General features: G+C 56.7%; 20 protein-coding genes. 9 read left to right on the forward strand and 11 right to left on the reverse strand.

The window, feature by feature from the left end; all coding sequences use genetic code 11:
- Position 1 precedes the first annotated feature (1 nt).
- The 3 genes from GC090_RS12670 to GC090_RS12680 all read left to right on the forward strand — a co-directional run bounded on the left by GC090_RS12670 (position 2) and on the right by GC090_RS12680 (position 3296).
- On the forward strand, positions 2-1474 hold the full coding sequence (locus tag GC090_RS12670; RefSeq protein WP_324019988.1) for a glycoside hydrolase family 1 protein: 1473 nt from the start codon (positions 2-4) through the stop codon (positions 1472-1474).
- A 127-nt stretch (positions 1475-1601) separates the two neighbouring features.
- Positions 1602-2552 (forward strand): alpha/beta hydrolase, encoded by a 951-nt coding sequence (locus GC090_RS12675; RefSeq protein WP_058701358.1) that lies wholly within the window; start codon positions 1602-1604, stop codon positions 2550-2552.
- 51 nt (positions 2553-2603) lie between these two features.
- On the forward strand, positions 2604-3296 hold the full coding sequence (locus GC090_RS12680) for a DUF4440 domain-containing protein (RefSeq protein WP_324019989.1): 693 nt from the start codon (positions 2604-2606) through the stop codon (positions 3294-3296).
- Between the two features lie 42 nt (positions 3297-3338).
- Here GC090_RS12680 and GC090_RS12685 read toward each other — a convergent pair whose 3' ends face one another.
- From GC090_RS12685 to GC090_RS12695, 3 genes are all read right to left on the reverse strand, one after another.
- Entirely contained in the window at positions 3339-4547 is a 1209-nt protein-coding gene (locus GC090_RS12685) for a cupin domain-containing protein (protein WP_033737503.1), read from the reverse strand.
- Between the two features lie 465 nt (positions 4548-5012).
- A complete protein-coding gene (locus tag GC090_RS12690) occupies positions 5013-5201 on the reverse strand; it encodes a hypothetical protein (RefSeq protein ID WP_164483151.1) in 189 nt (62 codons plus the stop codon).
- A gap of 174 nt (positions 5202-5375) precedes the next feature.
- Positions 5376-6896 (reverse strand): acetaldehyde dehydrogenase ExaC, encoded by a 1521-nt coding sequence (locus GC090_RS12695; protein WP_006119696.1) that lies wholly within the window; start codon positions 6894-6896, stop codon positions 5376-5378.
- A gap of 234 nt (positions 6897-7130) precedes the next feature.
- Between GC090_RS12695 and GC090_RS12700 the strand changes: the two genes are divergently transcribed.
- Positions 7131-7694, forward strand: coding sequence for a class I SAM-dependent methyltransferase (locus GC090_RS12700; RefSeq protein WP_058708473.1), 564 nt, complete (start codon positions 7131-7133; stop codon positions 7692-7694).
- Here GC090_RS12700 and GC090_RS12705 read toward each other — a convergent pair.
- Positions 7682-8404, reverse strand: coding sequence for a glutamine amidotransferase (locus GC090_RS12705; RefSeq protein WP_058701362.1), 723 nt, complete (start codon positions 8402-8404; stop codon positions 7682-7684). The two genes, GC090_RS12700 and GC090_RS12705, sit on opposite strands and share 13 nt — an antisense overlap.
- 176 nt (positions 8405-8580) lie before the next feature.
- Between GC090_RS12705 and GC090_RS12710 the strand changes: the two genes are divergently transcribed.
- Together GC090_RS12710 and GC090_RS12715 are read left to right on the forward strand one after the other, a co-directional pair.
- Positions 8581-9465, forward strand: a complete 885-nt coding sequence (locus GC090_RS12710; RefSeq protein ID WP_006119699.1) for a DMT family transporter — start codon at positions 8581-8583, stop codon at positions 9463-9465.
- Positions 9466-9512: 47 nt separating this feature from the next.
- Positions 9513-10874, forward strand: a complete 1362-nt coding sequence (locus GC090_RS12715; protein ID WP_324019993.1) for a CoA transferase — start codon at positions 9513-9515, stop codon at positions 10872-10874.
- Position 10875: 1 nt separating this feature from the next.
- Here GC090_RS12715 and GC090_RS12720 read toward each other — a convergent pair whose 3' ends face one another.
- Genes GC090_RS12720 through ghrA form a run of 3 tightly spaced genes read right to left on the reverse strand, consistent with a single transcriptional unit; the run spans position 10876 to position 13190 of the window.
- Positions 10876-11445: a TorD/DmsD family molecular chaperone gene (locus GC090_RS12720; RefSeq protein WP_006119701.1), complete on the reverse strand. Its 570-nt coding sequence runs from the start codon at positions 11443-11445 to the stop codon at positions 10876-10878.
- A 28-nt stretch (positions 11446-11473) separates the two neighbouring features.
- A complete protein-coding gene (locus GC090_RS12725) occupies positions 11474-12211 on the reverse strand; it encodes a phosphatase (protein WP_006119703.1) in 738 nt (245 codons plus the stop codon).
- A gap of 37 nt (positions 12212-12248) precedes the next feature.
- Positions 12249-13190, reverse strand: a complete 942-nt coding sequence (gene ghrA, locus GC090_RS12730) for a glyoxylate/hydroxypyruvate reductase GhrA (RefSeq protein ID WP_058701366.1) — start codon at positions 13188-13190, stop codon at positions 12249-12251.
- Positions 13191-13406: 216 nt separating this feature from the next.
- Here ghrA and treA point away from each other — a divergent pair, with 216 nt between their 5' ends.
- Positions 13407-15092, forward strand: a complete 1686-nt coding sequence (gene treA, locus GC090_RS12735; RefSeq protein WP_039340997.1) for an alpha,alpha-trehalase TreA — start codon at positions 13407-13409, stop codon at positions 15090-15092.
- Positions 15093-15168: 76 nt separating this feature from the next.
- Here treA and GC090_RS12740 read toward each other — a convergent pair whose 3' ends face one another.
- Positions 15169-15417: a GlsB/YeaQ/YmgE family stress response membrane protein gene (locus tag GC090_RS12740; RefSeq protein WP_033737514.1), complete on the reverse strand. Its 249-nt coding sequence runs from the start codon at positions 15415-15417 to the stop codon at positions 15169-15171.
- 211 nt (positions 15418-15628) lie between these two features.
- Between GC090_RS12740 and GC090_RS12745 the strand changes: the two genes are divergently transcribed.
- Together GC090_RS12745 and GC090_RS12750 are read left to right on the forward strand one after the other, a co-directional pair.
- Positions 15629-16363: a flagellar brake protein gene (locus GC090_RS12745; RefSeq protein WP_006119706.1), complete on the forward strand. Its 735-nt coding sequence runs from the start codon at positions 15629-15631 to the stop codon at positions 16361-16363.
- Positions 16364-16460: 97 nt separating this feature from the next.
- The gene (locus GC090_RS12750; RefSeq protein ID WP_033737515.1) at positions 16461-17594 is read left to right on the forward strand and encodes a mechanosensitive ion channel family protein; all 1134 of its coding nucleotides are present in this window, start codon (positions 16461-16463) and stop codon (positions 17592-17594) included.
- A 49-nt stretch (positions 17595-17643) separates the two neighbouring features.
- Here GC090_RS12750 and GC090_RS12755 read toward each other — a convergent pair whose 3' ends face one another.
- From GC090_RS12755 to GC090_RS12765, 3 genes are read right to left on the reverse strand one after another with little or no spacing between them, the layout of a single operon-like run.
- Positions 17644-19131 (reverse strand): FGGY family carbohydrate kinase, encoded by a 1488-nt coding sequence (locus GC090_RS12755; protein WP_324019999.1) that lies wholly within the window; start codon positions 19129-19131, stop codon positions 17644-17646.
- A 2-nt stretch (positions 19132-19133) separates the two neighbouring features.
- A complete protein-coding gene (locus GC090_RS12760; protein WP_006119709.1) occupies positions 19134-20078 on the reverse strand; it encodes a transketolase family protein in 945 nt (314 codons plus the stop codon).
- A complete protein-coding gene (locus tag GC090_RS12765; RefSeq protein ID WP_006119710.1) occupies positions 20071-20901 on the reverse strand; it encodes a transketolase in 831 nt (276 codons plus the stop codon). Before GC090_RS12765 ends, GC090_RS12760 begins: the two co-directional genes overlap by 8 nt.
- Between the last annotated feature and the right edge of the window lie 232 nt (positions 20902-21133).

Raw genomic sequence — 21133 nt, forward strand, 5'->3', positions numbered from 1 at the left:
CATGACGTATTCACCCTCTTTTCCCGAAGATTTTCTGTGGGGCGGTGCCACGGCCGCGAATCAGCTTGAGGGCGCCTGGCATGTCGGCGGTAAAGGGCTGTCCGTATCGGATGTGTACACCTTTGACGCATCCACACCGCAAGACCAGTGGCTGGATCAGTGGTTAAGCATGACCCATGCGCAGGTAGCGGAAGCACAGAATCCGGAGAGCAAAAAATATTATCCCAAACGTAAAGGCAACGGGTTTTACACCCACTTTAAAGAGGATATCGCGCTGTTCGCCGGGATGGGATTCAGGTGCTTCAGGATGTCGATTGCCTGGACGCGCATCTTTCCACGCGGCGATGAAGCAGAACCCAACGAGGCGGGCCTGAAGTTTTATGATGCAGTGCTGGATGCCCTGCTCGCTCACGGGATCGAACCGATTGTGTCATTGTCACATTACGAAATGCCGCTTGCGCTGGTGACGGATTACGGCGGCTGGCCCAATCGCCAACTGGTAGATTTCTATGTGCGTTTTGCCACCACAGTTTTCATGCGCTATCGCAAGAAAGTGAAATACTGGATGACGTTCAACGAGATCAACTGTGTTAAGCATCACCCTTACGTGAGCATTGGCGTAATTGAAGAAGGTCACCCGCATATTGAACAGGATAAATACCAGGGTGCCCATCATCAGTTTGTCGCCAGCGCGCTGGCGACAAAGGCTTGCCACGCCATTATTCCCGGTGCGCAGGTGGGCTGTATGATCAGCTATCAAATCCTGTATCCGCACACCTGCCATCCGGATGATGTGCAGGCGTGCGAAGAGATGCAGCGCGTGTCGTTGTTTTTTAGCGATGTGCAGGCACGCGGCTACTATCCGGCTTATGCAGAAAGAATGCTGGCGGAAAAAGGCGTACAGCTGATTAAAGCCGTGGGCGACGATGAAATCCTGCGGCAACATCCGGTGGACTTTGTTTCCTTTAGCTATTACATGTCCAGCACGGTCAGCGCCCATCCTGAAAAACTCACCGGCGCGCAGGGCAATCTGATCACCGGCGGCATCAGAAATCCACACCTGGAAACCAGTGAATGGGGTTGGCAAATCGATCCCAAAGGCCTGCGACTGGCACTGAATCAGCTGTATGATCGCTATCAAAAGCCGCTCTTTATTGCCGAAAACGGCCTGGGCGCAGTGGATACCGTCAAGGCCGATGGCAGTATTGATGACGATTACCGCATTGACTACCTGCGCCAGCACGTCGCGCAAATGAAAGAGGCCATTGCAGATGGCGTTCCCCTGTTTGGCTACACCTGGTGGGGACCGATTGACGTGGTGAGCGCAGGTACGGCGCAGATGTCTAAACGTTATGGGTTTATCTACGTGGATCAGGACGATATGGGCAATGGCACGCAGAAACGTACCTTAAAAAAGAGCTATCACTGGTATAAAAAACTGATAGCCTCTAATGGCGAAGACACAGGTCATTAAGCCGGTTGAACGCCATTGCTGTGACCTGCTGGCAGTCGCTGTCAGCAGGTCATTTTGATCTCAGCCGCTACCATGCATATCTGGCAGAAACACGTTGCTGTCACATCAACCTGAAGAGAGGGTTAAGTTGAACACGCTGCATCTCGTCGATCCCGAGCTACGTCCCCTGCTCGCTAACAGCGCGCCGCTGGAACTCACGCCTGACGCAATCATTACGCTACGCCAGCAGCGCCAGGATGCTGCGCTTAAGCAGGTCCAGTCGTACCGCGACCAGGGGCTGAACATTGATGAACACCTGATCGCGTTTCCCGGCCATCCGTCGGTCAGAGTCTGTGTGATCACGCCCGTTGCGGCCGCCGGTAAACGCATGGGCATATTACATCTTCATGGCGGCGGTCATCTGTTTGGCAGCCCGGAGCAGTCTCTGTCGCTGACCAGCGCGACGGCACGGCGACATAACTGTGTGGTGGTCTCGGTGGACTATCGGCTGTCACCGGAAACCGTATTTCCGGGATCGCTGGAAGACAGCTATCAGGTGCTGAACTGGATGGTGAATGAAGCCGCGATGCTGGGCATTGATCCGGCACGTATCGGTGTTATGGGCGACAGCGCCGGTGCCGGGCTGGCAGCCTCACTGGCGCTGTTCACCCGCGATCGGAATGGCCCCACGCTGGCCTTTCAGAATCTGATGTTCCCGATGCTGGATGACCGCACGGTCACCGAAACCCACCCCAATCCCGTGACCGGCGAGTTTGTCTGGACGCGGGAATACAACCGCATCGGCTGGTCGGCGCTGCTGGGCGAAGCGCCCGGTGGCGAAGCCGTTTCGCCTTATGCGGCCCCCGCTCGCGCCACAGACCTGCGCGGGCTTCCCCCGGCCTGGATTGGCGTGGGTACGCTGGATCTGTTTCTGGATGAGAACCTCGACTATGCACAGCGGTTAATCCGCGCCGGGGTTGCCGTGGAGTTGCACGTCTGGCCGGGCGCATTTCATGGTTTCCACGGCAGTGAGACGGCGGCAGTATCGTTGCAGGCCCGGGAACTGCGCCAAATCTGGCTGTCGCGCTTTGCGCCCTGATACTCAGCCAGGCCAGGGTTAATGTCCATCCAGGGCTCACGGAGTGAAGTGATGCAAATGCTGCACATTGTGCCTCGCCTGATGACAGCGGTGCGGGCGGGCAACAAACGCCATACGATACGCTGGCAGGAACAGGCCATTACGCCCGGCCCACTGCGTTATATCAACCACGAAGATCCTGCTGACAGCGTCATTGTGACTGTTGAACGGGTTGTCATGATGCCGCTGTCATCCGTCGCGCAGCATCTGGGCAAAGATGAGGAATGGCCCGATGCGGAACTGCTGGCGGGCATGCAGGAGCACTATCCCGCGATTCAGCTCGATTCTCAGGTGGCAGTGATACATCACTCCGCCCCCTGTGAGACGGAGACAGGACGCTATCAGACACTGCTTGCCGCATTGACGGCGCTGGAATGCAGTCTGCATCAGGAAAAACGTTACGATGCAGCCTGGCTGGCGCAGCGACTGCATCCTGAATTTCAGGAAATTACCCGCTCGGGCGTGCGGGTGAATCGCGTGCAGACGATTGCGGCCTTACAAGCTGAAGCGCATGCGCCGGCAATCGTCAGCCGCGATTTTCAGCTGATACAGACAGGTACACATCACGCCCTGTTGCTTTACCGTACCGCAAGACCCGATGGCCGCCATGCCGCATGGCGGTCGTCCCATTGGGTGTACCACGCAACGCAAGGCTGGCAGATGATTTTTCATCAGGCCAGCCCCGCAGCAGAACCGGATTTTTAGTGCGGATACCGGCGCATCCTGAAGACGGATGCGCCCGCCTGGCTATTTCACTACCGGGTTTTTCTGCAACGACAGCGCATCCATAAACGCATCGTCCAGTTGCAGGTGTTGTTTCACCAGGTCGCGCGGCGTACCGGCCAGCCATTGATTCAGTGAAATGTCAGCGTAATAATCGCTTTTGAACAGCTCCAGGAACCGCAGCGGCCCCTTGCCGGTGTTTTCCACATAGTGCCCCATGGCGAACGGCACATAGCCGACATCTCCGGCCCGGTAATCAAAGGTTCTGGCCTGGCCGGATGAACCAAACACGCCCATGCGCCCTTCGCCTTCCAGATAGTATTGCCACTCATCGTTGTTTGGATGCCAGTGCAGCTCACGCAAGCCACCGGGTTCGATCTCGACCAGTGCCGCCGCAATGGTTTTGGAGACCTTAAAGGTGGAAGAGTCGGTGATGCGGACCGTGCCGCCTGGCGCTTTGATCGGGTCCTGCGCCAGCATACGGTGAGTAAAGGTGCGTTTGGCTTTGGTTGCCCCTTGCACCTGCACCGATGACAGGCTGCCGGGCACCGGTGCGGCAAAGATATATTCGTCCTGCGGCGACGGTAGTTTCGCAAAGGTTGAGACAGGGACCTTAAAGTTTTTCGCCAGGATCTCGGGCGGAATATGTTTAAACCAGTCGGACAGCAGGAAGGTGCTGTCTTCATCGAATCCACCGTTGTCAAAGGCCAGCAGGAACTCACAGCCGTCCGGCCCCAGGCCCTGAATAGAGTGCGGAATGCCCGGCGGGAAATACCACAAATCACCCACGCCAATATCGTCCACGAACCAGGTGCCGTCGGTATCAAACGCAGTGACGCGGGCGTTGCCATAGGTCATGTAGGCCCATTCGCCCTCTTTATGCCAGTGCAGCTCACGAATGCCCCCTGCATTGAGGCGCATATCCACGCCCGCAATCGTGGTGGAGACGCCGAGCTCACGTTGAGTGACCTGGCGGGTCCATCCACCGCTGCTTTTACGAACGTGCGCGTCACTGAAGGAAAAGCGCAGATTCGGTAACGTGCCGCTGTCCGTCGCCGGTGGATTCACGATATCCGGGTTTTCGGCTTCGCGGATCGGATCGTGCGGGCCGGGATCGCGGCCCCCGCCGGAAAAAGACTGGATGCTGTCATGCGCGTGCACCTGTCCGGCCGCCAGCGCGACGGTGCCGCCCGCCGCAAAAGCCATAAAACTTCTTCGGGTTAATTTACTCATAAATACACTACCTCGTTCCTTGCTGATAAAGTCGCCGACATGCACTGTCCTAAGGAATGTATAGCGGGGAAAGTTAAATTTTATTTAAGTGATATGTAAATTTTGATGACAACCACAAGACAGGTATGGCGCAGAAGTTATCAACGCGTGCGAACTCTTTGCCGCTGGTTTAGGAATGGTTAAGTTTTCTTATTGATACTGCCCCAGAACTGGCACGAAAAGATAAGTTTCGCGTCCGACCTTCGTATCGTTTTTGATCACACTTTGTTACAGGTGCAGGCCAGTGAGTGCACCGGCGCAGGCAGGTGACTGAGCAGGCATAAGGGAAATTGACTGTGTAACGGGCGATCCGGTTATGCGGTCAGCATGACGATAGTGTCCTGACCGCCTGATCAGGGCGCAGATAAGTCGGATGAGTGCGGCGTCTGGCCGACATAACCTGCGTGACCCGACGTGAACGTCCTGTCAGAACACGCCGTCCCGACGCGGTCTGGCGGCCTGTTGAGGTGCGCGCGCGGAGAAAGGCGCATCAGGTTGTTGCGCACAAGACGCGAAAGCGCTGTGCCGTTCAGGCAGATTAACGATGATGATGCTCTCTTCCGGTCCGTCGAGCACCTCATCCATCAGGTTCAGATAGTCGTAAGCATTTTGCATAAATCGTCTCTGTTCAGTTATCCATAGTGAAGCAGGTAATCCAGTCAACACAGGCACGAAATGATCACTGCGAAGGATCGATAATAGCCGCTAATCACCCTGTCACAAGCAGATTACGCTTATATGACAACAATCAGAGGAAAATGCGGCGTGCACAGGGCACGCCGCACCAGGTCAGAAGAAGCCAAGTGGCTGAATGCTGTAACTCACCAGCAGGTTTTTAGTCTGCTGATAGTGATCAAGCATCATCTTGTGGGTTTCACGACCAATGCCCGATTTTTTGTACCCGCCAAAGGCGGCATGGGCAGGATAGAGATGGTAACAGTTAGTCCAGACGCGACCGGCTTTGATCGCACGGCCCACCCGATAGGCGCGGTTGATATCCCGCGTCCAGACGCCCGCGCCCAGCCCATAGATGGAATCATTGGCGATGGCGATGGCTTCTGCCTCGTCTTTAAAGGTAGTGATGCCGACGACCGGTCCAAAGATCTCTTCCTGGAAGACGCGCATGCTGTTGTTGCCTTTCAGCAGCGTCGGCTGGATGTAGTAGCCGCTGGCAAGTGCATCGTCGAGCTTTTCAACGCCGCCGCCGGTGAGGATTTCGGCCCCTTCCTGACGGGCAATCTCCAGATACGAGAGTATTTTGTCGAACTGCTGCTGTGACGCCTGAGCACCGACCATGGTCTCCGTATCCAGCGGATCGCCGCGTCTGATGGTTTTGATACGTTTAAGCACCGCCGCCATAAAGGGCTCATAGATGGATTCCTGCACCAGCGCGCGCGACGGGCAGGTACAGACTTCGCCCTGATTCAGGAAGCCCAGCACTACGCCCTCTGCCGCTTTTTCAATGAAGCTCTCTTCGGCCTGCATAATGTCTTCGAAGAAGATGTTAGGTGATTTACCGCCCAGCTCAACGGTGGACGGGATCAGGCTTTTCGCCGCCAGCTCCAGAATGTGTCCGCCCGTCGCCGTCGATCCGGTAAAGGCCACCTTGGCAATACCGGGATGCGAGGCCAGCGCCTCACCGGCTTCTTTTCCGTAGCCGTGAACCACGTTCACCACACCGGGCGGCAGCAGATCTTGAATCAGTTCAACAAACAGCGTGATCGACAGCGGCGTTTGTTCTGCCGGTTTAAGCACCACGCAGTTGCCCGCACCCAGTGCCGGTGCCAGCTTCCAGGCCGCCATCAGCAGCGGGAAGTTCCACGGAATAATCTGCGCCACCACGCCCAGTGGCTCGTGGAAGTGATAGGCGGCGGTAAACTCGTCGATTTCAGCTGCGCTGCCCTCCTGCGCCCTGACGCAACCGGCGAAATAACGGAAATGATCCACCGCCAGCGGCATATCCGCAGCCAGCGTTTCCCGCACCGGCTTACCGTTATCCCAGGTTTCATTGACCGCCATGTATTCCAGATTTTCTTCCAGGCGGTCAGCAATTTTTAACAGTACCAGCGCACGTTGCTGAGGTGAGGTTTTGCCCCATGCGTCAGCGGCGGCGGCCGCCGCCGCCACGGCCTTATCGACATCGGCCTTGTCCGATCGGGGAAACTCGCCCGCGGCTGAGCCGTTAACGGGGGACGTATTGGTAAAATAGTTACCGTTTACCGGGGCGACAAACTCGCCGTTGATGAAATTGCCGTAGTGCTTCTGCAAAGTGATGAGAGAACCCTGTTCTCCTGGAGCGGCATAACGCATGCTGGATCTCCTTACGCTGTGTGATGTGAAACAACTATGAAACTTGTTGTTAACATATTCGATCAGCGCCAGCCTGACAGGTTTGTTGTCCCTAAACTGTGACCGCGGCAAAGGAAATACCCGCCTGAGCCACTACAGATAATTCCGACTTTTTACCGCTTCGCCTGTTAACTGGAAACTTTCGGCGCGAATGAGGTCAATATGAGGATATGTTCACTCTGGAGGTAGGTCAGCATGTTGGCTTCGGCTTTCACGTTAATGCGCGCAAAAGCAGATTTCGTCCACCAGTTCATCCGCAATCCGCGCAAGATGGGCAGCATCACGCCGTCTTCCGAAGTGCTGTGTCGCACTATGGTGGAAGCGGTCGACTGGCGTCATCAATTCCGGATCGCTGAGTTAGGCGCAGGTGATGGTGTGCTGACGCGTCGCCTGCTGGCAAAGATGGCACCTGAGGCCACACTGGACGTATTTGAAATCAGCAGCGCGCTGGCACAAAAGCTTAACGCGCTGGATGATGAACGCATGACGGTACGCACCTGTTCGGCGGAGTACCTGAACGGCAGCTATGACGCTATTTTTTCTGGCCTTCCGCTTCTGTCGCTGTCGCCGGAACTGCGCGAGGCGATTTTGCAGGCGGTTTTCCACGCGCTGGGCCCCAACGGCGTCTTTGTACAGTTTCAGTACACATCCCTGACCCAGCCCGATTTGTCCCGTTACTTTACCTGGGAACGTCAGCGGGTTTTAAAAAACGTGCCGCCCGCCTGGGTTTACCGCTGCACCCGTCACTATGCGCCCTGAGCGCTGTCGACCGCCGGGCGCGTTTGCAGCCAGAAATGGGTTAAAATGCTGCGTGCCCAGTCCGCCCCCTGCAGTTCGGCGCCATCGCTGTCTACATCGTCGGGCAGACAGGCATCCATAATCTGGCGATCAAATTCGGGATGGAACTGCATGGACAGCGCATTCGGCGAATAGCGCAATACCTGGCAAGGATCTTTTTCTGACTGTGCCAGAATCGTCGACTGCGGCGGCGGTATCACCACCGACTGACGATGAGAAAGCCAGGCCTCGAAGTGATCCGGCAGGGTCGCAAGCAGGGGATCGTGCTTCGCCGCGGTTGTCGTGTTCAGCGCCAGTAATCCCCGTTCCCAGCCATGAGGGTTGTCCGCGACTTTACCTCCCAGCGCATACGCCATGAGCTGATGGCCGTAACACACGCCCAGTAGTGGCAACTGCGCGTCCATCCCCGCGCGAACCCAGGCGGCGGTGCGTTCGCTCCACTCCTCATGGTCAGTCACCATTGCCCACGAACCGCTTAATACCGCGCCGGAGATTTCCGTAAACTGCGGCAACGGCTCACCCAGATGCGGACGGACGATAAGGTAATCTTCAGGCTGTAAATTCAGAGCATCAATAAACCAGACCGGTTGTTCACCGATTTTTTCGACCACACTGGCAGGAGGAACATCTAACTGAATCAGGGCAAGCGGCAAGGCAGGTGCATAAGTCATACCGAATCGGATCCTCACAGGCGTTAACGTTTCGGAAAATCAGTCTGACAGCAACTGTTGTAAAAGTCTTATGAATTTTTAGAGTTAACTAAATAAAAAAAACGTTAATCATTGTCTTAACCGCGCGGGTTCATGCCATGATTATCGGGTAACGTGTTTTTTCAAAGGATGACATTGTGGCAGTGCGGCATTTCTTTACGGTTCTGATGGTTGTGTCCATCTGGGCCTTTAATAACGTGGCGGTGAAATGGGGCTTAGTGGATTTACCGCCCCTGTTCCTGACCTGGATGCGGTTTTTCGTCGTGGCGATTGTCCTGGTGCCGTTTTGCCGGATTAACCGTCAACAGTTTCCCTGGCTGTTACTGCTGGCCTTTACGTTTGGCTTTATGCACTTCTCGCTGCTGTTTCTCGGCATGCGTTACACCGATGCCGGAACAGGAGCGATTGTGGTGCAACTGGGCACGCCGATTGCGATGCTGCTGGCGATGGTATTCCTGAAAGAGAAGCTGCGGCTTATCCAGCTTATCGGCATTATGATTTCGCTGAGCGGTGTAGTGGTGCTGTCCGGCAGCCCGACGATCCCCGCCTGGTGGGTGCTCTGTATCCTGCTGTGCAGCGCCACGGGCTGGGCGGTGAGCAATCTGATTGTGAAAAAATCGCCCCCGATTAAGCCGCTGACCATGACGGGCTGGATCGCGTTTCTGGCGTTGCCCATTGTCGGCGCGGCCAGCTATATGTCCGAATCACATCAGCTTTATGCCCTGCAACATGCGGGCTGGCGCGGCTGGTTTGCCATTCTCTACAGTGCGATTGCCTCTTCGGTAGTCGCCTATACCTTGTGGTATTCACTACTGAAGAAATACAACGTTAACCTGATTATGCCCTACTCCCTGCTGACACCGGTGCTGGCAGTGATCATGGGCATTGTGGTGCTGGGCGACAGCCTGAACAGTTTCAAAATTATTGGTGCCTCGCTGGTGATCCTCGGCACTACCATTGCGGTAATCAACCTGCGTAATCTGCGCATGCACGCCCGGTTTCCGCGCTTACGACGTCGTTAAAGGCACATGCTATGCTTCAGGAATCGTCCGCTTCAGGAGCCTGTAGCATGAATCATCTGGCCAACGCACTCTGGCAGCAGATGTGGCAAGGATTGCATGGCAACCCTGCGCCACACGCGCTGCCCGTTTTCACCGATCACGCGACCTTTTCCTCCGCCTATGCCGTCAGTGAACTGGCGGCCACCAGTCTGGGATTAGCGACGCAGGGCATCGCTGAATTACTCAATCGTCCTGTCCGTGCACAGATCAATGTCCGCCTTGCCTCACGCTGGTTCCAGCACAGTTTTATGCCGCTTAACCGCCCTGCACCCGCACTGTGGGATGCCTTCGCGGGCGATTACGCCTGCCGCAACGGCTGGATCCGTCTGCATACCAATGCGCCCCACCATCGCCTGGCGATGGAGAGCGTGCTGGGTCAGCATCCGGATCGGGATGCGCTGGCGCGGGAAGTGGCGCAGTGGCAGGCTACCGAGCTGGAGCAGGCCGTGATTGACGCTGGCGGTTGCGCTGCCGAAATGCGCAGTGCTGAAGCCTGGCGACAGCATCCGCAGGGACTGGCCGTCATACATGAACCGTTGTTTGCCCGGCAGACCATGACCGAAGGCCCTGCGGTCGACTGGGCGTTGCCCGACGCGCGTCCGTTACTGGGCATCAGGGTGCTGGATCTGACGCGCATCATCGCTGGCCCGGTGGCCACGCGCTTTCTCGCCAGCCTGGGGGCAAATGTGTTGCGTATCGATCCACCCGGCTGGCAGGAGCCGGGCGCGGATGAGGAGCTTGCCTGCGGCAAGCGCCGCGCCGTGCTGGACCTGAAACAGCCCGCTGACCGTGCGCAGTTTATCTGGTTGCTGAAACAGGCCGATGTGCTTGTGCACGGTTACCGTGCCGATGCGCTGGAAAAGCTGGGATTTGATGCGGAATCGCTGCAAAGCCTGTGTCCCGGCCTGGTGGACGTGGGCCTGAATGCCTGGGGCTGGCAGGGCCCCTGGCGCAACCGGCGCGGTTTCGACAGTCTGGTGCAGATGGGTTGCGGTATTGCCGAACAGGGCATGCGCTGGAAGCAACATACTGCACCGGTGCCTCTGCCGGTTCAGGCGCTGGATCATGCCACGGGTTACCTGATAGCGGCGGCCGTGCTGGCCGGTCTGCGTCAGCGCCTTCATGAAGGCAGCGGAAGCCAGATGCGCCTGTCGCTGGCGCGCACCGCCTGGCTGCTGGAGCAGCACCGTTACGCCAGCGACATGGCCCATTCGGGGATCATCCCGCAGCACAGCGACAATCAGCCCAGCCTGGAACTTACACCGTGGGGAATTGGCGTGCGTCTGCACTCCGCCGCATGGCTGCCCGGCACCGCCCTGAAGTGTGCCACGCCCGGTTGCCCACCCGGCAGCCATCCGGCGACGTGGTAAATCAGGCGTCGTCGCCCTGCTCGCTGGCGCTTTCCACCAGCTCATCGTACATGGCCTGAATCGCTTCACGGCTCAGCTCGGCCAGGGTGCGGTAAAAGGCGGTAGTGGCATGCGCCTCGACTTTGCCCAGGAATGCGCCGCACCACGGCATCAGAAACGTATCAAACAGCGCCAGTTGAGCGGCGCTTTCGTCTGCCGCAGACTGATCTTCCAGCCATGACGCCGCCAGCAACAGCGCGCCAAAATGGTCCGTCGGTGCTTCACCCAGCGGCATACCGCGCGAGGTTAAAAAGGCGCGGATCTCGGACTCCGGCTTTCCTTCCGGCCAGTGTGAGGCAAAGGGCGAAACGTTACATGATTCGCCAACAAACAGCGCCTCATAGTCGGCAGTCAGTGCCTGCGGATCGCTGCTCTGCTGCAACCGTTTCAACAGCGCATCCTGCTCCAGCGGCCACTGCGCCGCCAGTTTGCCTTCGCGAATCAGCGTAAACAGCGGTGCCAGCAGGGGATCCTGCGGATGGCGGTTAAACAGCGAGCCGATAATGCGGCACAGAATGGAAAACTCATTCATGAGTCAGAATTCCTTGAAGGAAAAAAAATTAAAAGTCCGCCAGCTCGGGGATCGTCTTGCCCGTGCGCAGTGCCAGAAAATCGAGCAGGCGACGCGGCGTGACATTTAACACGCGATCCTCCGGAAAATCCACTTCTCTGGCGATACGCAGGCAGTGCTCAAAATTGCCCAAGGTAAATGCCGTATGGGAATCAGAGCCGAAGGCCAGGCGTCCGCCCGCCTTGCCGACGGCTTCGGCAATCGCCCGGCAGTTCGGTTCGCTGCCCGGACGCGAATGGGTAAAGGAGGAATTGTTCAGCTCCAGCGCCACATCGTAGTGTGCGGCCGCTTCGGTAATCGCCGGGATATCAACGGGATATTTCGGGTTACCGGGATGGCTGATGATATGCACTAACCCTCCCGCCATGGCGGCAATCATCGCCTCGGTATTCTGAGTAAGGTCGCGCGGTGCATAGACGGGTTCGTGGAAGCCCGCCACAATCAGATCCAGCGATTCCAGCATCGGGCCGGAACAGTCGATTTCGCCCTGCTGGTTTTTGATGTTGGCCTCGATGCCGCGCAGGATCGCCACGCCGTCAATGATACGGGGCCAGATGCGCATATTCACAAAGTGCCAGTAGTGCGGTGCATCGGCCATATCCGGGCCGTGATCGGTGATGGCAAACAGTTTCAGGCCGTTCAGTTTAGCCTGCGCGACATAATCATGTAGCGTGCTGTAGGCGTGGGTGCTGGCAACCGTGTGCATGTGAAGATCGACGGGATACATTGTCTGCTCCTGTAGGGGCCGGTTACGGCCCGAATCGTTAATAGCCACGTTGGCGATCGACGTAGCCCTGTGGGTTTTCACCTGCTTCAAGTTGAGTAATCGCGCGGGCAATGTAGTCCATCGCTTCCTCTTTCAGGGTGACCGCCGCATTATGCGGAGTAATTGTGACGCGCGGATGGAACCACAACGGATGATCGGCAGGCAGTGGCTCGACCTGGAAAACATCCAGTGCGGCGCCCTTTATTTGCCCGCTATCCAGGGCGGTGAGCAAATCGGCTTCCACAACCTGATCCCCACGAGCGAGGTTAAGGAAAAACGCGCCCTGCGGCAACCGGGCTAACAGTTTCTGATCAATCAGATTGCGCGTTTCTGCGGTGCTGGGCAGCAGATTGATCAGTACCTGAGTGTCACGCAGGAAATCGTCCAGCGCGTCGCGCCCGGCGAAGCTGGTCACACCGGCAATCTGCTTGGCTGAACGGCTCCAGACGCGCACCGGGAATCCCCAGGCCGCCAGGCTTTTCGCCACCTGTTGCCCCAGCACGCCCGCGCCTAAAATCCCGATATGAAACTGGTCACGCGAATACGACGGCAGCGGTTGCCACTGGGCCGACTGCTGCTGCTGTTGGTAATCATCAAAGCGCCGAAACCAGCCCAGCACCCGACAGACCGCGTACTCCTGCATCTGTTGCGCCATGCCTGTGTCTTCCAGACGATAAAGGGGAACACTGTCTGCCAGCATGTCCGGGTTTTGCTGCAGCTGACGCAAAATTTCGTCTACGCCCGCCCCCAGCGCAAATACCCCTTTCAGGTCATTGCGGCCCCGCAGCATGGCCGGTGGCGGCGAACGGACCAGCGCATAATCTGCCGGGGACGTATCGTCGGTCGTCCAGTGACGGACACGTGCATGAGGTAAGCGCTGCTGTAATCCGCTGATCCAGTCGTCAGCAGGTTGCGATGGATGAAACCAGATGATGTCCATAGTGATCCTCTTTTTTTCTCAGCCTCGGGGAAAAGTGGTCTGAGGGCAAGCGCAGCCTGAAAAAAAAGCACAAAATTTCGCAGGCTATGATCATCAATAAGTTACGCCGCTTCACATTTCCGCCGGACGAAAGGGTGAAAATTGCGGTTAAGGTCTAAAGTTGGAGAGTGGTCAATGCGTGACACATGATCACATTTCGGACAAGGAGAAACACCGATGAGAAACACTGAGGTAACAACGACTAAACGGTCTCAACGTCATGCGCCCGTTTTGCTTGGCGTGTTGTTAAGTGCGACCGTTTTCAGCACCTGGGCAGCCGAGGATTCCCGATTACTGACCAGTCAACCCCAGCCGCCCGATGTCCGTTTAGGACCGTTGTTCAATGCCGTACAACAGGCAAAATTTTACCCTGACCAAAAAACGTTTGCAGATGCCGTGCCTAAATATGATCCGTCCTCCATTCTGGCCGACTGGCAGATGCAGAAGAATCAGCGCGGTTTTGATTTAAAGCGCTTCGTCGCCGCGAATTTCACCCTGCCCACCGACAGTGACAAATATGTGCCGCCTGCGGGCCAGAACCTTCGTGACCATATTAACGGCCTGTGGCCGGTGTTAACGCGGACGACAAGTAACACAGGAAAATATGACTCGTTGCTGCCGTTGCCCAAACCCTATGTGGTGCCAGGCGGGCGTTTCCGTGAGGTTTACTACTGGGACAGCTACTTTACCATGCTCGGCCTGGCGGAAAGCGGCCACTGGGATAAAGTGCAGGATATGGTGGACAACTTCGCCTCGCTGCTGGATCGCTATGGCCACATTCCCAACGGCAACCGCACTTACTATCTGAGTCGCTCACAGCCGCCATTCTTTAGCCTGATGGTGGATCTGCTGGCGACGCATGAAGGCGATAACGTCTATGTGCGTTATTTGCCGCAGTTACAAAAAGAGTACGATTACTGGATGGCGGACAGCGACAGCGTCGCCGCAGGTAATGCCAGCAAGCGGGTGGTCAAACTGGCCGACGGGACAGTGCTGAACCGCTACTGGGACGCACGCGACGTGCCGCGTACCGAATCATGGATGGACGACATTGCAACGGCGAACAAAGCGCCACAGCGCAACAAAGCAGAGATGTATCGTGATCTGCGCGCCGGTGCGGCATCGGGCTGGGATTTCAGCTCGCGCTGGTTTACCGATGCGCATAACCTTTCGACCATCCGCACCACGCAACTGGCCCCGGTCGATCTCAACAGCCTGATGTTCCATCTGGAAAAAACGCTCTCGACGGCGTATCGCCTGAATAAACAGGATGCGCAGGCTAAAGCCTTTGCCGATCGGGCTGAAAAACGTCAGGCGGCAATTAACCGCTATCTGTGGGACAGCAAACAGGGCTGGTACGCCGACTACGACTGGAAAACGCGTAAGATTCATCCGCAGCTAACGGCTGCTACGCTGTTTCCGCTCTATATGCAGATTGCCAGTGACAAGCAGGCTGACAGCACCGCCAGCGCGGTGGAAAAACAGCTGCTGAAACCGGGCGGTCTGGTGACCACCACAGTGAACAACGGCCAGCAATGGGACGCTCCCAACGGCTGGGCACCGCTGCAGTGGGTGGCCGTTGAAGGGCTGGAGCACTATAAAAAGCCGCAACTGGCGCAGCAGGTGGGTCTGCGTTTCCTGCGTAACGTTCAGCTGACGTACGATAAAGAGCATAAGCTGGTCGAAAAATACGTGGTCGAAGGCAACAATCTTGGCGGCGGCGGCGGTGGTGAATATCCGCTTCAGGACGGTTTTGGCTGGACGAACGGGGTCACGTTAAAATTGCTGGATAAATATTGTCCGAAAGATAAAACCTGTAACAGCGCCCACGATATTCCCGAGGCGCAAAGCAGCGCGAAATAAAGCGAGCAGGCGAGAGATCGCGTTAACATAAAAAAGGCCCGCTGCGAAGCGGGCCTTTTTTGGTTATCTGCGTACGTTAACTGCGTACTTTGCGGTAGATAAACAGCACAACCAGCGCGCCGATGACCGCGACGACAAAGCTACCGAAGTTGAACCCGTCCACACGGCCAAAGCCGAAGAAGGTACTGATCCACCCACCGACAACGGCACCCACGATACCCAGAATAATAGTAATGATGAATCCACCACCATCTTTGCCTGGCATGATCCACTTCGCCAGGATACCAGCGATTAAACCAAAGATGATCCATGAAATAATACCCATCTGTTACTCCTTCCTTTTGGTTAGTCAATGGCGATCGCCTGATTAATCAAGCGGTTCACGCGCTTAGTATAGTCGCAATTTTTAAAAATGCTGCGCGTGAAGGTTATGATAGTGGTTATTGTGTTAAAGCTTTATTATTGTCAGCCGATAACGAACGGGTAGTAACAGGATAAATATAAATGATAAAGCGTTGCTCATCGGGGGCCAGCAAGTGAAAGAAGCCGATAAAGAACATTATCTCAAACGTGGCACGCTGGCGGTTCTGGGCGTCATGAAAGACCTGCTTCAGGCGCAAACACCTTTGCTGGTGAATTTCTCACGCGGGCAGTTTATCAGCCGTATGCTGGCGGCGGATGAAAACCGCATTGTTTTTGATCTGGGCAGTAATAATCTGGATAACGACTACGCACTGCAGTGCAACGATATTACCGTGTTTGCCGAAACCCAGGGCGCGAAGGTTGAATTTGCCTTACCTGGGCTGGAGAAAACGGAATTCGACGGCCTGCCTGCATTTCAGGCAACGTTACCGGAGGTGCTGTGGCAAATTCAGCGGCGTGAATTCTTCCGCATCAGCGCACCGATGGACCCGCAGTTCTGGTGTCACTGCACATGGCCTGACGGCTCGGCTGCCCGACTGCGATTACAGGATTTATCGTTAGGCGGTATCGGCGTGCTGGTAGACGACGCGATGCCGGACGGCCTGAAAAGCGGCGACGATTTTAAAAATCTGCAGGTGGAACTGGGTGAATATGGCCAGTTTAACGTCAATGCGACGTTGATGCATATTGGTGAACGCAGCATGATTACCAGTAAAAATGAAACCAAAGTTACGCCGCGGCTGAGCTTCCGTTTTACGGCACTCGAACCCCATCAGGAACGGCAGTTGCAGCAGGTGATTTTTAGCCTGGAGCGGCTGGCGCGCGACAAAGCGCAACGCTTCCAGTAACCTCCGCTCTTTTCCCGCGCCGCACATCTGCGGCGCATCCAGGCTATGCTTTCCTTGCTTTCTCGTTTAACCGGAACCAGCAAGGAGATACTCCCCAATGGAAAACTGGCTCAGTTTGCGTCATTTTCAGTCCATTCTTTTTAATCAAACTCTGTGGATCAACAGCGCCATCGTCATCGTTGCCACCCTCGTTATTTACTGGTTGCTGCGCAGCCTGATCAGTTTCGTGTCCAACCGCATTGCGCACTTCAGCGAAGACCGCCACGTTCGCTTTACCGGCATCCTGGTGGAAATACTGCGCAGCACCAGCCACCTGCTGCTGCTGATTTTTTCGCTGCTGATTGCCCTGCGTTTCATCGATTTGCCCGACTCGTGGCGCTCGACGGTTTCTCACAGCTGGTTCCTGGCGCTGATTGTGCAACTGGCGTTGTGGATCGACTGCGGCATTCGCCTGTGGTTAAAAAGCCTGCTGCGCGATCCGCTTCACGTGCGCAATCCGGTGACCACCGTCATTCTGGGGATTCTGTTGCGGGTCGTGGTGTGGGTCATGATGCTGCTGGCGATTCTGTCGAATATGGGCATCGACATCACGGCGCTGGTAGCCAGCCTGGGCGTGGGCGGTATTGCCATCGCCCTGGCGATTCAGACCGTCCTGAGTGATGTGTTTGCTTCCCTGGCGATTGGCTTTGATAAGCCTTTTGAGCACGGCGATTTTATCGTATTTGGCGATATTGCCGGCACTATTGAGCATATAGGCCTGAAAACCACGCGGCTGCGTAGCCTGAGCGGTGAGCAGATCGTCTGTTCCAATACCATTTTGTTGCAGCAGACGATTCATAACTACAAGCGGATGCAGCAACGTCGTCTGGTGTTTACATTCGGTATCAGCTACGCCACGCCGTCTGAGCAGGTGCGAGAAATCAGCGAACTGGTGAAAACCATCATTCAGGGTATTGAAATGACGCGCTTTGACCGCGCCCATTTTCTGGCCTTCGATGACTCGAAGCTGACCTTTGAAGTGGTCTACTTTGTGCTGAGCGCCGACTACAACGTCTATATGGATATTCAGCAGGAGATTAACCTGCAACTGATGGCGGCGCTGGAAGAACGCAATATTCGCTTTGCCTTTCCGATCCGTCAGGTCGAATTCAGCGGCGGAAGTTTACCGCCGGTCGATCTTAAACCGGTGCCGGACGATGAAGAGACTGTCCCGCAACGCGTCAGTCGTTAACCTCGCTGTACTGAGGGCTGGCTGTTACAGTCTGGCCCTCATTTTCCGTTCATTGTGGCTGATAGCGACAGCGGGTCACCGCGTTTTTCCAGCCCTGATAGTTATCCTGCATGTGCTGCGCCAGATGGGTGCGCGGCATGATGATCGGCCCGCCCTGCAAGGCCAGCATATCGTCGCCCTGCTGCCACCATCCCAGCCCTTTTCCTGCCAGCAGTGCCGCCCCCAGCGCAGAGGCTTCGGCGGTCGGCGCGCAGTGCAGCGGACGTTGCAATACGTCGGCCTGAAACTGCATTAGCCAGGGGTTTTGCGTGGCGCTGCCGTCAACGCACAAGGCCGGAAGCGCTGTGCCGCAGGCCTCTTCCATGGCAAAAAACACGTCAGCAATCTGCCAGCAGATGGATTCCAGCGCCACCCGCGCCAGTACGGCGGGCGTGGCCGCATCGGTCAGGCCGCAGATCAGGCCTCTGGCCTTGAGATCCCACCACGGTGCCCCCAGCCCCGACAGCGCCGGAACAAAATAGCAGCCCTGATTATCATCACAGCCTTCAGCCAGTGCCGTAAGTTGCCGGGGATCGTGAATGCCCAGCATCGTCCCCAGCCAGGCGGCCCCGGACCCGGTGTGCGTGATATTACCTTCAAAGGCAAAGCGCGCCTGGCCGTCGTGCCAGGCAACGGTGGTGCTGAGCCCGTTATCGGTCAGCAGCGGCGTGGCCATCGACATCATCAGCGATGATCCGGTGCCGTAAGTGGCTTTGACCACTTCCGCCGTGCCGCGTCGCTGAGCATAAAGCGCGGCATGAGAATCGCCGATGCGCGCCAGAATCGGTGTGCCGGGTGCGAGTCCCGGTATATCGCTCACGCGTATCATGCCTGCCACGCTCGCCGACGCGGTAATCTGTGGCAGCGCCGCACGCGGCAGGCTGAACAGTGACAGCAGTTCATCGTCCCAGTCATTGCGGTGCAGGCTGTAAAGCTGCGTGCGCGCGGCATTGGCATGATCGGTCACAAATGTCGTGCCCGCCGTCAGTTGCCAGGTCAGCCAGCTGTCCACGGTGCCGATGCACAGTTCCCCCGCCGCTGCCCGGGCGAAACCGTCCGGTATGGCTGCCAGCATGCCGGTCAGTTTGGCGGCCGGGAACATCGGATCGACCGCCAGACCCGTCAGAGCGCTGATGCGCGCGGCGCTGCCCGACTGCTGTAAATCCCGGCAAAACGATTCTGACCGGCGATCCTGCCAGCTCACCAGCGGCGTTAACGGCACGCCATCGCGGCGCTGCCAGATCAGTACGGATTCGCGCTGGTTACTGATAGCCACCCCTGCCACGCTTGCTCCGTCGCACTGCGCCAGGCAGTCGATGATGGCCTGCCTGACGGCTGACCATATGGCCTGGGGATCCTGTTCTGCCAGGCCGGGTTGTGGATGTTGTAACGTTAAACCCTGACTGCCGCGCGCCACCATGCGTCCCTTTCGATCGACGGCTACCGCTTTGGCATTGGTGGTGCCTTCATCAATGGCCAGAATCACCGACTCCCGCATCGTCAGCCTCCTGCACAGAGGCGTAACGCCTGCGCGGCGATGCTGCTGGCATCAATGCCATGGTGCGCGCGCGTGGCGGCCCGATCGCCGGCTATGGCATATTCGCCGTTGGCAATCCCCAGCCGCAGAAGCTTAACCGGCAAGCCGTATTCCGCCAGCACCTCCGCCACCAGGCTGCCTACGCCACCATTAATGTTATGCTCTTCCACCGTAATCACGGCGCGGAAGTGGCTGAGCAGATTGTGCAGCTGCTGCGTATTACAGGGGCGAATGGACGGAACCGAAATCACGGCGGCAGAAACGCCCTGCTTTTCCAGTTGCTCTGCGGCGGTCACGGCTTCATGTACCGTTGAGCCCATGGCAACAAGCGCAATATCGTGGCCTTCTCGCAGCCGGTCAATCTGACCGGGCCGGAAGCGGTAATTTTCGTCGTGCAACGACGGCAGCGCTTTGCCGTCCAGCCGGATATAAACCGGCCCCCTGTGGTCAAGCGCATAATCGATAATTTGGCGGCACTCGACTGGACAGGCGGGCGCATAAATTTCGATATTGCCGAATCCACGCATGACGGCGATGTCATCGATGCTGTGATGGGTGCTGGCAAGCGGACCATAGCTGGCACCGGCATTCAGTCCAAACAGCTTCACGTTAGTGTTGTTGTAGCAGACATCGATTTTGATCTGCTCATTGGCGCGCGAAATCAGAAAGGGCGCGGCGTTACAGGTCACGGCGATTTTGCCGCCCAGCGCCAGGCCAGCGGCTGTGCTGACCAGCGCCTGTTCAGCAATACCGACGTTAACCAGACGACCGGGAAAGGCGTCAATAAAGGGCGCAATCTTCGCGGTGGAGGTGGAATCCGCCACGACCGGCACCACATCGATGCCGCGATGTACGGCATCTGTTAACGCGTCGACCATGACGTTGGCCAGGTGTTGTGCATTACTCATCGTTTAATTCCTCCAGTGCCCGCGCAATCTCGTCCCCTTTCGGCACCCGATGGTGCCATTCGGCTTGTCCCTGAATAAACGAGATGCCAAAGCCCTTTTCGGTGTGCGCGATAATGACCTGTGGCTTACCGTTCACAGGCAGGTTTTCCAGCGTATTCACCACTGCGGCCATGTCATTGCCGTTGCATTCCCTGACCTCCAGACCAAAGGCGCGCCATTTTTCTGCCAGTGGATCGGTATTGAGAATGTCACGCGTTGCACCCGCCAGTTGCAGCTTGTTCTTGTCGTTTATGATGATGAGGTTATCCAGGCCATAGTGCGCGGCTACCAGCGCGGCTTCCCAGTTGCTGCCTTCTGCCAGCTCACCGTCGCCGGTCACCACAAACACACGGCGCGGGCTGTGGCTCTTTTTCGCCGCCAGCGCAATGCCCACCGCCACGGGCAATCCGTGACCCAGCGCACCGGTGTTGAGTTCAACGCCCGGGGTTTTCTGCCGTACAGGATGGCCCGGCAACGCAGAATCGGCATGTTGATAGGTAGGCAGCCAGTCCAGCGGGAAATAGCCGGCTTCCGCCAGCACGCAATAGTATCCTCCCACAGCATGACCTTTTGACTGGATATAGATATCACGTTGATCGTCTTCCGTTCGATCCGGTGCACAATTCAGAATGCGAAAATAGAGCGCGGTCAGAATCTCAACCTGTGACAGATCAGCACCGGTATGCCCGCCTGCCGGACTGCCCGCGTTAAGCTGGATGATGCGGCGGCGTACGGCCCGGGCCTTTTTTTCGAGCGCATCCACAGAAAGCGTAAATGGATTCATATTTCACCTTTGAATTTTAAGTCGAACTTGAATATATATTCAGAGAGGGTACAGCTCTCCCTTCTTTCGCCGTGATGACAGCAATAACCTACCCTTTCATCGCCTGCTATTACGCGCAGAAACACAACAGCCTTAACAGTTATGAATATATATTCAATAATGATTTTATATTCACAAGTACTATGCGCCCGACGAACGACGGCGTCTATGCACGAAGTGATAAAAAGCGAAA

Source organism: Pantoea sp. JZ29, assembly GCF_035190385.1.
In the GTDB taxonomy this organism is placed as follows: Bacteria; Pseudomonadota; Gammaproteobacteria; order Enterobacterales; family Enterobacteriaceae; genus Pantoea; species Pantoea stewartii.

What these genes read in the sequence shown, in the direction of transcription:
- GC090_RS12680 (WP_324019989.1), top strand. Translation starts at nt 2,604, where the DNA reads ATGCAAATGCTGCACATTGTGCCTCGCCTGATGACAGCGGTGCGGGCG.
- GC090_RS12715 (WP_324019993.1), top strand. Translation starts at nt 9,513, where the DNA reads ATGAATCATCTGGCCAACGCACTCTGGCAGCAGATGTGGCAAGGATTG.
- ghrA (WP_058701366.1), bottom strand. Translation starts at nt 13,190, where the DNA reads ATGGACATCATCTGGTTTCATCCATCGCAACCTGCTGACGACTGGATC.
- GC090_RS12740 (WP_033737514.1), bottom strand. Translation starts at nt 15,417, where the DNA reads ATGGGTATTATTTCATGGATCATCTTTGGTTTAATCGCTGGTATCCTG.
- GC090_RS12670 (WP_324019988.1), top strand. Translation starts at nt 2, where the DNA reads ATGACGTATTCACCCTCTTTTCCCGAAGATTTTCTGTGGGGCGGTGCC.
- GC090_RS12690 (WP_164483151.1), bottom strand. Translation starts at nt 5,201, where the DNA reads ATGCAAAATGCTTACGACTATCTGAACCTGATGGATGAGGTGCTCGAC.
- GC090_RS12765 (WP_006119710.1), bottom strand. Translation starts at nt 20,901, where the DNA reads ATGAATCCATTTACGCTTTCTGTGGATGCGCTCGAAAAAAAGGCCCGG.
- treA (WP_039340997.1), top strand. Translation starts at nt 13,407, where the DNA reads ATGAGAAACACTGAGGTAACAACGACTAAACGGTCTCAACGTCATGCG.
- GC090_RS12685 (WP_033737503.1), bottom strand. Translation starts at nt 4,547, where the DNA reads ATGAGTAAATTAACCCGAAGAAGTTTTATGGCTTTTGCGGCGGGCGGC.
- GC090_RS12720 (WP_006119701.1), bottom strand. Translation starts at nt 11,445, where the DNA reads ATGAATGAGTTTTCCATTCTGTGCCGCATTATCGGCTCGCTGTTTAAC.
- GC090_RS12725 (WP_006119703.1), bottom strand. Translation starts at nt 12,211, where the DNA reads ATGTATCCCGTCGATCTTCACATGCACACGGTTGCCAGCACCCACGCC.
- GC090_RS12700 (WP_058708473.1), top strand. Translation starts at nt 7,131, where the DNA reads ATGTTGGCTTCGGCTTTCACGTTAATGCGCGCAAAAGCAGATTTCGTC.
- GC090_RS12695 (WP_006119696.1), bottom strand. Translation starts at nt 6,896, where the DNA reads ATGCGTTATGCCGCTCCAGGAGAACAGGGTTCTCTCATCACTTTGCAG.
- GC090_RS12705 (WP_058701362.1), bottom strand. Translation starts at nt 8,404, where the DNA reads ATGACTTATGCACCTGCCTTGCCGCTTGCCCTGATTCAGTTAGATGTT.
- GC090_RS12755 (WP_324019999.1), bottom strand. Translation starts at nt 19,131, where the DNA reads ATGCGGGAGTCGGTGATTCTGGCCATTGATGAAGGCACCACCAATGCC.
- GC090_RS12760 (WP_006119709.1), bottom strand. Translation starts at nt 20,078, where the DNA reads ATGAGTAATGCACAACACCTGGCCAACGTCATGGTCGACGCGTTAACA.
- GC090_RS12750 (WP_033737515.1), top strand. Translation starts at nt 16,461, where the DNA reads ATGGAAAACTGGCTCAGTTTGCGTCATTTTCAGTCCATTCTTTTTAAT.